Consider the following 12,749-nt stretch of genomic DNA (forward strand, 5'->3'; position numbering starts at 1 on the left):
GACGATGTCAGGAGCGCACCGGCGTCGCCAACGTCCACCAATTGCCGCCGCTCTTCAACCCCGTTTCCCGACTACGAGAGAATTCTCGCTGCCGCAACATTGCAGGTTACGGCTCGCCATTTGCGATCGATTGGGCAATCCTGCTCTCGATCTCGGCCCGATCGATGATGCCAGCCGGGTGAGCCCGCGACGGCATGAACTTGCGGTAGTGCAGAAACCGTTGGCGGCTCACCGCCTCCAGACGCTCCAGTTCCGCGAGAGGATCGGCGTGGTCGTCAACCCGCAGATCGACCAACGGATACTCCTCACTGTCGTGGACCACGAGGGCCGCCGATTGGCGCCCTCTTTTGTCCCCGCCGGCGGCTTCTCCGGCCTTCAATGCGGCAACCAGCCGGCGCGCCAGCGGCAGCGCTTCCAACTCCCTGAATGCCCGCGCGGTCTCAGGAACAACATCCTCATTGGCCAACATATTCCCGGCCACCGAAAACGTCTCGTCCAGAAGATGACCGCACCATGGGACGCATTCCATGCCCGTATAAGCGGCAAACCGCCCGGCACGATCGGTCACATGCACCTGCCTTTGGGCACGCCCCGCATCCGCCTCCGTGATGCGCTCAATCACGTCTTCGGCGGAAAAGCCGGCCCTGAGGAGTTCAAGCCCGCGAAGACCGTAGAACGGATTGACGAAAGCCTGCGTAGCGACGGCGCCGGTCCCCGTTTCCACAAACGGGACGCGTGCACCGACCGCAAAGGCGCAGGTCGAGACCGCAATGCCGAGATGTCCTGTCCGTTTGTCTCTCGCGACGATAGACCACGTCATGGATTCGTCTTCCTTGCCAAGAGCGCGGCGGCTGCCGCGGTTAGGACCTTAGCCGAGAGCCGGGGACTGGGGAAATGCAGCGCTGCAGACTCGCGTTCATCGCTGGCGTGATGTCGCCCGCCATCCCCGTGATCATGGATCGGCGCGCGAAACCGGGGCCCAACTTTTGACGGTCGTTCTCACAGAAATCACGGCACAATCCCGCGGATATTAACTGTCGGTTAACCATAAGACGACGAGATCGGTTCACAACAGGAATCTGACCGCCCGTGACCATCGCCGTTCGCCCCCGCCCCTCGCTTCGTTTCCGTGGCCGATCCTTCATGGCGCTCGTTCTGGCCCCGACAGCGCCCCTGAACGCATGGTTTTCGGATCTCGACGAAGTGTCTCAACGCTCTCCAGGATTCTTCGGAGGGCGCGCCATCATCCTCGATCTGTCGACCATCCGGCTGTCCAGAGGCGAACTGAAGGACCTGATCGCGTCGCTTCAGGCACGAGACATCCGGCTCATGGGGATGGAGGGTGCCGATCCGGCCATCGTCGAGCCCGGCATGCCTCCGAGCGTGAATGGCGGTCGTCCGGCCGGTGCCGTCGAGGTTCCAACCGCCGCCGCGCCAGCCCCTGCGGTGACGACGCCCGCACCGATGAAATCCCTCCTCATCGAGACGTCCGTCCGTTCGGGCCAATCGATCCTGCATGCGGAGGGGGACGTCACGATCATCGGGTCGGTTGCGTCGGGAGCCGAGGTCGTGGCCGGTGGATCGATCCATATCTATGGCACGCTACGCGGACGTGCGATTGCGGGCTGTACCGGCGACGCGCGCGCGCGCATTTTCTGCAACCGCTTCGAAGCTGAACTCATCAGCATCGACGGGCTCTACAAGACGGCCGACGATCTCGGCCCTGCCTTCCGGGGCCTCGCCACCCAGGTCAACCTGGATGGCGATTCGATCATCCTCAAAACATTCGACTGATCTCACAGAAAGAGGCACACAATGGCCAAAGTATTGGTCGTGACATCTGGCAAGGGCGGCGTTGGTAAGACCACCTCGACGGCTGCTCTCGGTGCCGCACTGGCACGAAGCGGCGACAAAGTCGTTGTGGTCGACTTCGATGTCGGCTTGCGCAATCTGGACCTTGTCATGGGGGCAGAGCGCCGCGTGGTTTTCGATCTGATCAACGTGGTGCAGGGCGATGCGAAGCTGGCGCAGGCCCTCATTCGCGACAAGCGGCTTGAGAACCTCTCGATCCTGCCGGCGTCGCAGACGCGCGACAAGGATGCGCTCACCGAGGAAGGCGTCGCGCGAGTCCTTGCCGAGCTTCGCGAGAAGTTCGACTGGGTCATCTGTGACAGCCCCGCGGGCATCGAACGGGGCGCGACCCTTGCGATGCGTCACGCTGATCTCGCCGTCGTGGTGACTAATCCTGAAGTGTCGTCTGTCCGCGATTCCGACCGGATCATCGGCCTCCTCGATTCGAAGACCGAGAAGGCAGAGCGTGGAGAGCGGATGGAGAAGCATCTGCTGCTCACCCGCTACGACCCAGCACGCGCGGAGCGCGGCGAAATGCTGAAGACGGACGACATCCTGGAGATCCTCTCCATTCCCCTTCTCGGGATCATCCCCGAGAGCGAAGAGGTTCTGCGTGCATCGAACGTGGGTGCGCCCGTCACTCTGAACAATCCTGACAGCGCGCCGGGACGTGCCTATTTCGATGCCGCTCGACGCCTTAAAGGAGAGACCGTCGAGATGACCATTCCGAGCGATCGGAAGACCCTGTTCGGGAAAATCTTCGGACGGAGGGCGGCATGAGCCTCTTGAGCTTTTTCAATCGCCGGAGTTCAGCTCCAGTCGCCCGCGAACGGCTCCAGATCCTTCTTGCGCACGAGCGCGGCATCGTCGGTGGCGAAAGCGATCTCGTGTCGCTCCTGCGGGAGGAGATCGTTGCTCTTGTGAGACGACACATCACCGTCGAGCGTGACAATATCCAGGTAAAGATGAACAGGGGCGGCGATGTGTCGACCCTCGAGATCGAAGTTGAGATCCCTTCAGCGAGTGGCGCGCCCATCGCGGCGCGCGCCTGACACACGGCCGATCCGGCGCCTCGTGCTCTCCGGATCGGTCCAATCCGCCACGATCCCGCCTCGGCCCCGAGATCGCGGTTGAAGCCCTTCGGCCAACATGCACCCCATCATCCGCGGCCTACCGGTAGCGTTGGATAGCTCTAGAGCGCCGTCAGTCGCGAGGCGGTGCAATTCGCTCCCCCCATAAGCGGCATCTGCCACTTCGCGAGGCAGTTTCGTTCGGAAGGCCCAGAGAGGCACTCCATTAGCAATTTTCGTGCCATTCCGCAAGCTGGGTTTGCCTACTGGCTTTGCTAGATTAACCGCGACAATCCGCCACCAATCTCTTCATCGCTCCCAGTAGAGACAGGAGAAGCGTTCGCTTCAATCCGATCCTGTGGAAAAGCGCGATCAATAAATCCATGTTTTGCCGAAACTGACCTTCGGATGATGCGACGAATTTTTTGAACGCAATAGCGTCACGCATCAGGTAGCCCGAAATTGTCTTGGGCCAAATTTGAGGGACGCCCGCTAACACTTTGTTTCCCAGCATTTAAGAGCCTCTCAGAATAAGTTCCGCTCATGGCTTCCCACACTCAAAGTGGAATTTAGTAATGATGCGCGTCCTGAATGGCGTAATGATAGTTGTGGCGGTATCGCTCATCCTCCTTCTTTTGCTCCAGCCGGTGGGAACAGACGCCCAATGGGCAATTGCGGAAGCGTGCCTCGTCGCAATGCTGGCAATCAAGCTGTTGAAGCTGAGTGGCTATTGGCGTCATCTGTTTTTTACACTCGGGGCCATCCTCGTGTTGCGCTATGTATACTGGCGGACCACGTCGACGCTGCCTAGTCCCGAGCATCTGCAAGACTTCATTCCTGGAATCCTGCTTTACGCAGCCGAAATGTTCTGCGTCGTCATGCTCGCCCTGAGCCTTTTCGTGATCTCGCGGCCTATTACCCGTGGAAGGGCCCCTGCTATTCAAGAGGGCAGAGCTCCAACGGTCGACGTCTTCGTGCCGTCCTACAATGAGGATTCGAGCCTGCTGGCCCTGACCCTGGCTGCCGCGAAGGGCATGGATTATCCGGCGGATCGGATGAAAGTCTACCTCCTGGACGACGGCGGGACGGAGGAGAAGATCAACTCCACAAGCTTCAAGGTTGCGGATGCGGCTGCGCGGCGACGCCACGAACTGCAGGAGCTCTGCCGCGTCCTCGATGTGACCTATCTCACGCGGGAAAAGAACGTTCACGCGAAGGCGGGAAACCTCTCAAACGGCTTACTTCATTCCCGCGGGGATCTCGTGGTGGTCTTCGACGCAGATCACGCCCCGGCCAGAGAGTTCCTCCGCGAGACGGTGGGATTTTTCGCTCAGGACCCCAAGCTGTTTCTCGTCCAAACACCTCACTTCTTCGTCAATGCCGATCCGATTGAGAAAAATCTGTCCACCTTCGACAGCATGCCGTCCGAGAGCGAGATGTTCTACGGCATGATCCAGAAGGGCCTCGACAAATGGAACGCGGCGTTCTTTTGCGGATCCGCGGCGGTCCTGCGGCGAAGCGCACTCGAACAGGTCGGCGGTTTTGCCGGCACCTCGATCACGGAAGACTGCGAGACGGCGCTGGAGTTGCACGCGGCAGGCTGGAACAGCGTCTATGTGGCCAAGCCGCTGATCGCAGGGTTGCAGCCCGAGACGTTCTCATCCTTCATCGGCCAACGCTCCCGCTGGTGCAGCGGGATGCTGCAGATCCTTCTCATGAAGAACCCGCTGTTCAAGAAGGGCCTCTCTCCGGCGCAGCGCATCTGCTACCTGTCCACCTGCATGTTCTGGCTCTTTCCGATCCCGCGCATGGCATTTCTTTTCGCGCCGCTTCTGTTCATTTTCTTCAATCTCAAGATCTACAATTCGACCGTCGCGGAATTCGGCGCTTATACGATGACCTATCTGGTCGCCGCTGTGCTTCTCCAAAGCTACGCCTATGGGCGCTTCCGCTGGCCGTGGATTTCTGAACTCTACGAGTATCTCCAGTCGGTCTATCTCCTGAAATCGATTGCAGGCGTCATCCGCAATCCGCGATCGCCGAAGTTCAACGTCACGGCCAAGGGCGGTTCGACTGAGCAGGATCATCTCTCCGGCTTCGCCTGGCCCTATTTCCTGATCTTCGTCGTCCTCCTCCTCGCCCAGGGAACGGTGTTCTATCGCATGCACGCCGAACCGGAGGCCGCTGGGCTTCTCCTGATCGTCGGGTTCTGGAACATGTTCAACCTCATGATGGCGGGTCTTGCGCTTGGTGCCGTCTGTGAACGACGCGAACGGCGCCAGTCGCATCGCCTGCCCACCGAGGCGCGGGGAACGCTCAGCGTTGACGGATTGGTGTTTGTCGGGAGCGTGATCGATATTTCGCAGGGTGGGATGCTGGTGCGCGCGAGCGGCAAGGAGGCGATTCGCTTGCAATCCTCCGCACGACTGGCTCTCACGCTTCCCGGAAAGGCTCCGGCGTCTGTGTCGATTCCCGTGCGGATCGCGAACGTGCGCAGTGAAGGCGACGATCGCATCATTGGCGTCAGCTTCGAAACATTGAACGCGGCCGAATATGGGGCCGTCGCCCGGATGATGTACAGCGATCTGACGCTGCTGCGGGGCGTTCGACAATCCCGCCAACGCTCCAAGAGCATTGTTCTCGGCACGGCTCAGATCCTGCTCTGGGGGTTCAGGCAGACTTTGCGCGGGGGCTATTACGCGCTCTTCCGCCGGGAGCCGGCTTCCACTGTCCCTGCCACGACGCATTGAGCGCGCCGACGCCCTACAACCCTCTCAGACAAGACTTTTGACTTTGGAGCCGACAATGCGTCCCGTCCTGGCCCTTGCCTTCGCCGCATCACTGCTGCCACTCGCGGTCGGTGCAGCCGAATCGCCGCGCCGCTCTCTTGCCGGATCGGTGTCATCCCTGAGTTTCCCGGTTCTGGAATCGCGCCGGGCGCTGCCCATCGCAGCGGACGAGATGGACTTCGTCGGAGAGGCAGCGAGCCACGAATATCCGGTCTATCTGACAGCCAATGAGGCGACCCGGCCGGCGAAACTGAAGCTCGCATATTTGAATGCGATCTCGGTTTTGCCCGAGACATTTCATCTCACCGTGAAGATCAATGATGTGGTTGTGGGCGAGACAACCAAGCAGGCATCCAGCCGCCCCGGAGATCTGAGCCTCAACATCCCGGCCGGTCTGCTGGAGGTTGGTTTCAATTCTGTGAGGATCAGTGTCCGCCAATCTCACCGCGTCGATTGTTCGGCGGGGTCGACCTACGAATTGTGGACGCGGCTCCTGCCCGACCAGAGCGAACTCACCTTCACAGGCGGTGTCGCCGATATTCGCGAGTTGCGCGATCTTCCTGCGGTCGGCAGTGGCAAGAACGGATCGACGCCCATTCGGGTGAAAGTCCTGCGCGGCTCCAGCAGCAAAGACGTGGTCAGCGCATCTCGCGCCGTCCAGTCGGCGGTGCTGCTCGGTCAGTATACGAACCCCGTCGTTGAGTTCGATCCATCGTCGCCCGGCGTCGGAGGTCTCGATATCATCGTGGGGCAGGCTGGCGCCATTGAAAGCCTTCTGGGACAGCGCCTGCAAGGCTCAGGCCCACGCAGCCAGGTTCTGCAGGGAACCTCTGATGGACGCGTCACGCTGGCCGTGACAGGCGCAAACGAGGCGGAAATCGATGCTGCTCTTGAGGCCCTTGCCGAGCGCGCCTCTGCGGCCGTGCCGGTGGGCTCTCCTGCCGGGCTCAGGGCGCTGAAGAATGTCAGTGGGCGGCGGCTGCAGGGCGGCGAATCCGCCACTCTCAATGAGCTTGGGCTGGAATCGGAACCGTTTCGGGGCCGTCTCAGCCGGCAGACGGTGAAAGTGCAGCTCCCGCCGGACTTTCTCGCGGCGGATTACGGCCGCGTGACGTTGACGACCGATGCTGTCTACGCGCCGGATCTTTCGCCCAGCAATAAACTGATCGTCAGAGTCAACGGGACTGTCATTGCCGACGCGTCGATGGCCAACCCGCGTGGCGACGTCCTCAAGCGCCATATTCTTTATCTTCCGACGGGGGCTTTCAAGTCGGGTCTCAACACCATCGACATCGAAGCCGAGACGCGAACAGCCGGGGACGCTCGCTGCGATGCGGTGGCGCTGCTCGACCAGCGCGAACGCTTCCTGCTCGCCGGGAGCAGCGAGATCACTGTGCCGACCCTTGCACGGATCGGAGCGTTGCCGAACATCTCGTCTGCGATGTCGGGCGGTCTCGGCCTCTTGTCCAAAGAACTCTCTGTCTTCATCCCCAAAGGGCGAAGCGAAGCCATTGATGCGTCGCTGACCGTGCTGGCAAAGATGGCGAGCGTTGCCGGCCACCCAACCACGGTGAATGTCGGTTTCGAGCAGCCGCCGCAGAGCGGATCCCATGTTCTCGCAATAGGAGCCTTCGGGGACGTGCCCGACGCCATGCTCCGTGCGGCCGAGCTCGATCCTGACAAACTCAGAAGTGCTTGGCAGGGAACCACAACGGGAGCGGTACAAACGAGCAGCAATCCCGAGCGAATTAAGGTTGCGTCGATGGATGCCAGTGGCGAACTGGTGGTGCCGTCCCGGCGTGTGCCGACGGATCCGCCGGTGGCGACCAGCAGCCTCCACGATCAACTCGCAAACACCCAATCTTCTCTGGGAGGGCTCAAGACTCTTGTGGGCAGCACCAGCTCCGATTGGTTGACGCGTCATGTCGGCTCCGTCTTTGCGACGGCCTCCGACATCGTCACCGAACCGCTGCGCCGCACGGGCGTTCTCGCCTCGCCTGAAGCCGCAAGGCTGGTGGTGACGGACAATTCCACTCTCGTCATCGCCCAAGGCGCCAGGGCGCGCGATCTTCAGGACGGTTCGCAGCCGGGGTTTCTTCCCAGCATCGAGTCCACCACCGTGATTGTGGCGCCGTCCGCTGCCGATCTCGTGGCCTCGACGTCGAACCTCCTCACCGGCTCTCTCTGGCAGCAGCTGGTCGGGCAGGCTGCCGTCTTCGATTCGGAGACAAACCAGATCGCCACGCGGGTCTCAGGCAATATCTGGTTGAGCAAGACCGCGGGGCTCGATGTGCAGAACGTCCGATTGATCGCCGCAGGTTGGCTGTCCCGCAACGTTCCCGTTCTGCTCGTTGCACTTCTGGCCGTTCTTCTGGTTCTGACGATGCTGTTGCAGCGCACACTCCGCACCACCGGCGTCCGCGAGCCATGAGTGCGCGAGCAGGCCTCATGTGTCTCATTGTCCTGATCGGGAGCACGTGCCCGCACGCCGCGTCCTGGGCGGTTGGCGAGCGCGCGCGGGCGCCTCTTGCGGACTCTGTCCGGCCAGGACCTGCGCCAAAGGAAGGGCAGGGCCTCCCGGAGAATTGGCTGGCAACGGCGTGGGATAATTACAAGCGCCAGTTCGTGCGCTCCGGTCGTGTGATCGACGACGTCAATAAGATCAGTCACAGCGAAGGTCAGGGCTACGCGATGCTGATCGCCACCAAGGCGTCCGATCGTGCCGCGTTCGATGAGATCTGGAACTGGACCCGGAAGGAGCTCTACATCGATCCGAGCGATCTTGCGGCCTGGCAGTGGAAGGACAAGAGCACCCCGAACGTAACCGATCGCAACAACGCGACGGATGGCGATATTCTTATCGCGTGGGCATTGCTCGAGGCCGGCGAAAAGTGGCATTCGCCGGATTATGTGGACGCCGCGCGCAAGATCGCGTCCGCCATCGGGCGAAGCGTGGTGGCCGAAGGGTCCGGCGGAGCTGTTCTGCTGCCCGGTCGCACGGGTTTTACCGCCAAGGACCAGCCGGACGGCATGGTCCTCAACCTGTCCTATTGGGTCTTCCCCGCGTTCGAGCGTCTGAAAGGCATCTCGCCTGAAATCGACTGGAACAGCATCCAGTCGACGGGGCTGCGGCTGATCCGTGAGAGCCGGTTCGGGCCAACCCGTCTCCCATCGGAGTGGATCGCGGTGGATTCCGGGAAGCCGGCGCCGGCGCAGGCCTTCCCGTCTCGCTTCAGCTACAATGCCATTCGCATCCCGCTGTATCTCGCTTGGTCGACCGTCAATCAGCGGGATCTTCTCCGGCCCTTCGCGGGTCTTTGGAACGACACCCTCAACCTCGGACCCTTCGAAGTCGAGCTCCCCTCTGGAGCGGCCCTCGATGCCTTCGGAGGCAATGGTTTCAAGGCGGTCGTCGCTACCGCCAAATGCGCTGTCGATCGCAAGAAGCTGCCGGCAGCGCTGCAGAAAATCGAGCAAGGATCGTACTACTCCACGACCCTGCACATCCTGTCTCTGATCGCCCTTCAGGAAAGGTACCCAGAATGTCTTTGATCCGCACGACGCTTTTCCTGGCCTGCGTCAGCACTTCCGTTCTCGTGGGAACATCCGGGATTGCGACGGAGCTCTCGAGCCGCCTCTCGCAGGCCCTGGGAACCGAGAATGCACCTCCACAGGCAGCGTTCGTCCTGCGCCCGGCCACGGCTGCGCCGCTCGAGCGGTCGCTTGCTGCTCCCTTGGCGGCGCCCAGCAGCCCCCTTACAGCGCCGCGACCTTCGCTCGCAAAGAAGCGAGGAGATCCAGCGGCAACGTCGGCCCAGGTCGACGAGAGCGCGTTGCGCTTCTACGCCTCGCAAAACGATTCCGCACGCGTCTCGATGGAAATCAAGCGGATCAAGATCCTCCACCCCGCCTGGGAGCCGCCAGGCGACCTGTTCGACGAGGCGCGCGACCCGGCCTTCGATACCAAGTTGTGGGAGCTGTTTGCAGCTGGACGGTTCGACGACATTCTCGCGACCGTGCAGGATATTCGCACGGAGGATCCAACCTGGCGTCCTTCGCCCGAATTTGCGAAGAAGTTCGAAATTGCCGTGACAAGAGCCGATCTGGTCGCCGCCTCGGACGCGAAGGATTCCGCAACGGTTCTCCGGCTCGCGGAACAGCGACCTGACATGCTCGTCTGCGCGGATGTCGACGTCATGTGGCGCGTCGCGGAATCCCTTGTCGAGACGGATGACTCTGAGCGGGCACAGGATCTGTATCGTTTCATCCTTGTGCAGTGCAACAATCCAGCCGAGCGCGTCGCGACCTTGCAGAAGGCCATGCAGCTTCTGCCGCTTCCCACCGTGAAAGCACTCATGGCGTCATCGGGCCGGCGGACCATGGGCGAGAAGGAAATGGAGGCCGTCAATCTCGACCTCCTGCGTCGTCAGATCGGCGCAACCATCTCCGACGCGACGGCCCCCGTCGTCCCGGCCGCTGAGATGCGGACGTTCGAAGCCCTTGTGACGCAGCGCAGGCTGAGCAACGACGCGGTCATGCTTGGCTGGCAGAGATATGCCCAGAAGGACTGGAAAGTCGCCGCAACATGGTTCAAGCAGGCCGTCGATTGGGACAAGTCGCCGAAGGCCGCCGAAGGCTATGCGCTGTCTCTGCGCCAACAAGGGCTTCTGACGGAAGCAGAGGCAGCAGCCTACCAGTGGCGGGAATCCGATCCGCTTGTCGCGAAGCTCTATGTCGAGATTGTCGCGACGGCGTTGACAGAACCGAAGCCTGCCGTCTTTGAGGCAACGCGCCTGGCGCAAACCGAGGAGGTCGTGGCAAAGACGAGCTCGGCTGTTGGCGCGCAGGCGCTCGGTTGGTACTATTACAATACCGGGGCGTTTCCAAAGTCCGGTCAGTGGTTTGCGAAGTCGGTTGCATGGGAGCCGACGGCAACCAGCGCCCTTGGCCTGGCGCTCGCGGCATCGCGATCGAAAGATCAGGCTCTGTTCAAGAAAACGGTTGCTGAATTCGGATCTCGCTATCCGGCCGTTGCTGCTCTGCAGATCGACAAGACCCGCGTTGTTGCGGCGGGTGGGCGGTCTAAGGGGCAGGGTGCTGTCCGCACCGCCGGGGGCGACAGTCAGGCCGGACTTCTGGCCAAAGAGGCGTCGGAGCTGTTCAAGGATGGAAAGTATCGCGACGCACTCGCGGTCCTCGACAAGCGAGCCGCCAAGGCACCGGAGGATCAGGGTCTTGGCGTGTTGCGCGGCTGGGCATTGTATCAACTGAGCCAGTACGACAAGGCAAAGGCGCAGTTCGCCGAGATGGACAAGAAATCGTCGACCCGTGATACGCAATATGGACTTTACTATTCCGGCACGAAGCTCGATCCGACACATCTCGGGGATTGATGAAGACCAAAGGGCATTTGATAGCCGGAAGCAGCGCCTGTTGCGCGGTTCGTTGCCCTGGATTGGCCCGATGTCACGTCAGATCATTTCCGATCAGTCTGTCGCGATGCACGCGTTGCGTTTCTGTTTGAGTTCGCCTTCCGTCGCAGTGGTGACCAAGACCGCCGCGACGGGGTCCGGGCAGCCCCGCTCCATCGGCCATGCGGATTACGCCTTTCTCGCCGTCGACATTTCGCGCCGGCTGCCTCATGAACACTGTACCTGTGAGTCCATAACCGATGAATTTCGATCAGCCTTTCCCAATTGATAGGTGCTCCAAGCGCGTTGCGAACGCGCTCCTCCGTGAGTTTGAGGGGCGCGTTCCGACGATTGCTGAAGTTTTGGCCTACCGAGACAACGATTGGTTGGGTACGCCCGGCTTCGGTCGGAAGGCGCTCGACGAAATCAAGGAAATCAAAAGCGCGCTGGATTCGCCGCAGCCCGCGCTGTTCCGGCCAAAGATTTCCGACGCCGAACTGCTTCTGCATCTCAACGGTCTGGTCCAGGACATGGAGGCGATCATCGGAAAGATCAGCCAGCGGAACGGCACATCGTCAGGCAGCCAAGGCGGGGGCTAGTCGGCGTTCCCCAGGCGGTCTCGGTTGTGTGGCGCGTCGAGAGCAAGGACGGGGCCTGCCGGCACGATCCCTGTCGGGTTAATCGTGCGATGACTTTCGTAGTAGTGGCCTTTGATGTGCTGGAAGTCGACCGTTTCGGAAATACGATCCATTTGATAGAGATCGCGAAGGTAGCCTGACAGGTTCGCGTAATCGGCGATACGATGCAGGTTGCATTTGAAGTGGCCGACATAGACGGCGTCGAACCGCACCAATGTGGTGAACAAGCGCCAATCGGCCTCGGTCAGTTGCGCGCCGCAGAGATAGCGTCGCGTTGCCAGGAGACCGTCGAGCCAATCCAGACTTGCGAAGATCGGCAGTACGGCTTCCTCATAGGCTGCCTGCGTTGTGGCGAACCCGGCCCTGTAGACCCCGTTATTGACCGTTTCATAGATTCGCGCATTCAGCACATCGATCGCGGGTCGCAGCGGCTGACGATAGAAATCGGCCGGCCGCGCTCCGATCCCGTCGAAGGCGGAATTGAACATCCGAATGATCTCCGATGATTCGTTGCTCACGATGGCGCCGGTTGCCGTGTCCCACAGGATCGGAACCGTGACACGGCCAGTATAGTCACGCTTTGCCGCGAGATAGACCTCATAGAGATATCGCGCCTTGTTTACAGTATCGGGCACGACACCAGGACCGTCCTCGAAGGTCCAGCCGTTCTTGCCCATCCGCCAATGAACAACCGACAGGCCAATCAAGTCTTCAAGGCCTTTGAGCTTCCGAAAGATCAGCGTGCGGTGTGCCCACGGGCAGGCAAGGGACACATACAGGTGATATCGTCCGGCCTCTGCCTTGTAGCCTCCCTCTCCCGTCGGCCCGGCCGCCCCATCGGCCGTCACCCAACTGCGAAAGGCCGAGTCCTTGCGGATGAACCGCCCCCCTGACGGACCGGTGTCGTACCAGTCGTCGTGCCATGTGCCGTCAATGAGAAGTCCCATGTGGGAGGTGTCCTGATTTCTGAGGTCGCAGTCCGTCGTGCGC

At 61.2% G+C, this 12,749-nt stretch carries 11 protein-coding genes; 9 read left to right on the forward strand and 2 right to left on the reverse strand.

Annotated elements, in window-relative coordinates:
• Positions 1-106: 106 nt before the first annotated feature.
• Complete coding sequence (locus tag J4G32_RS14615; RefSeq protein WP_210495952.1) at positions 107-820, reverse strand: DUF1028 domain-containing protein; 714 nt, start codon at positions 818-820, stop codon at positions 107-109.
• Positions 821-1,089: 269 nt separating this feature from the next.
• On the opposite strand from J4G32_RS14615, the gene minC reads away from it, so the two are divergent.
• The 9 genes from minC to J4G32_RS14660 all read left to right on the forward strand — a co-directional run bounded on the left by minC (position 1,090) and on the right by J4G32_RS14660 (position 11,720).
• On the forward strand, positions 1,090-1,794 hold the full coding sequence (gene minC, locus J4G32_RS14620) for a septum site-determining protein MinC (protein WP_425515522.1): 705 nt from the start codon (positions 1,090-1,092) through the stop codon (positions 1,792-1,794).
• Positions 1,795-1,815: 21 nt separating this feature from the next.
• Positions 1,816-2,631: a septum site-determining protein MinD gene (minD, locus tag J4G32_RS14625; RefSeq protein ID WP_210495955.1), complete on the forward strand. Its 816-nt coding sequence runs from the start codon at positions 1,816-1,818 to the stop codon at positions 2,629-2,631.
• On the forward strand, positions 2,628-2,903 hold the full coding sequence (minE, locus tag J4G32_RS14630) for a cell division topological specificity factor MinE (protein WP_210495960.1): 276 nt from the start codon (positions 2,628-2,630) through the stop codon (positions 2,901-2,903). Before minD ends, minE begins: the two co-directional genes overlap by 4 nt.
• 593 nt (positions 2,904-3,496) lie before the next feature.
• Positions 3,497-5,671 carry a UDP-forming cellulose synthase catalytic subunit gene (gene bcsA, locus J4G32_RS14635; RefSeq protein WP_210495965.1) on the forward strand — a complete coding sequence of 725 codons (2,175 nt, stop codon included), beginning with the start codon at positions 3,497-3,499 and terminating at the stop codon, positions 5,669-5,671.
• Positions 5,672-5,726: 55 nt separating this feature from the next.
• On the forward strand, positions 5,727-8,141 hold the full coding sequence (locus J4G32_RS14640; RefSeq protein WP_210495972.1) for a cellulose biosynthesis cyclic di-GMP-binding regulatory protein BcsB: 2,415 nt from the start codon (positions 5,727-5,729) through the stop codon (positions 8,139-8,141).
• 17 nt (positions 8,142-8,158) lie between these two features.
• Positions 8,159-9,262, forward strand: coding sequence for a family 8 glycosyl hydrolase (locus J4G32_RS14645; RefSeq protein WP_210495975.1), 1,104 nt, complete (start codon positions 8,159-8,161; stop codon positions 9,260-9,262).
• The gene (locus J4G32_RS14650; protein ID WP_210495978.1) at positions 9,253-11,103 is read left to right on the forward strand and encodes a hypothetical protein; all 1,851 of its coding nucleotides are present in this window, start codon (positions 9,253-9,255) and stop codon (positions 11,101-11,103) included. The genes J4G32_RS14645 and J4G32_RS14650 overlap by 10 nt, the downstream gene beginning before the upstream one ends.
• Before the next feature lie 70 nt (positions 11,104-11,173).
• Positions 11,174-11,410 carry a hypothetical protein gene (locus J4G32_RS14655; protein ID WP_210495980.1) on the forward strand — a complete coding sequence of 79 codons (237 nt, stop codon included), beginning with the start codon at positions 11,174-11,176 and terminating at the stop codon, positions 11,408-11,410.
• The gene (locus J4G32_RS14660; protein WP_210495983.1) at positions 11,382-11,720 is read left to right on the forward strand and encodes a DNA-directed RNA polymerase subunit alpha C-terminal domain-containing protein; all 339 of its coding nucleotides are present in this window, start codon (positions 11,382-11,384) and stop codon (positions 11,718-11,720) included. The genes J4G32_RS14655 and J4G32_RS14660 overlap by 29 nt, the downstream gene beginning before the upstream one ends.
• On the opposite strand, the gene J4G32_RS14665 is transcribed toward J4G32_RS14660, so the two are convergent.
• Entirely contained in the window at positions 11,717-12,706 is a 990-nt protein-coding gene (locus J4G32_RS14665; protein ID WP_210495986.1) for a glutathione S-transferase family protein, read from the reverse strand. The genes J4G32_RS14660 and J4G32_RS14665 overlap by 4 nt on opposite strands.
• Between the last annotated feature and the right edge of the window lie 43 nt (positions 12,707-12,749).

Origin of the sequence: Microvirga antarctica (assembly GCF_017921815.1) — a bacterium.
GTDB classification, from domain to species: Bacteria; Pseudomonadota; Alphaproteobacteria; order Rhizobiales; family Beijerinckiaceae; genus Microvirga; species Microvirga antarctica.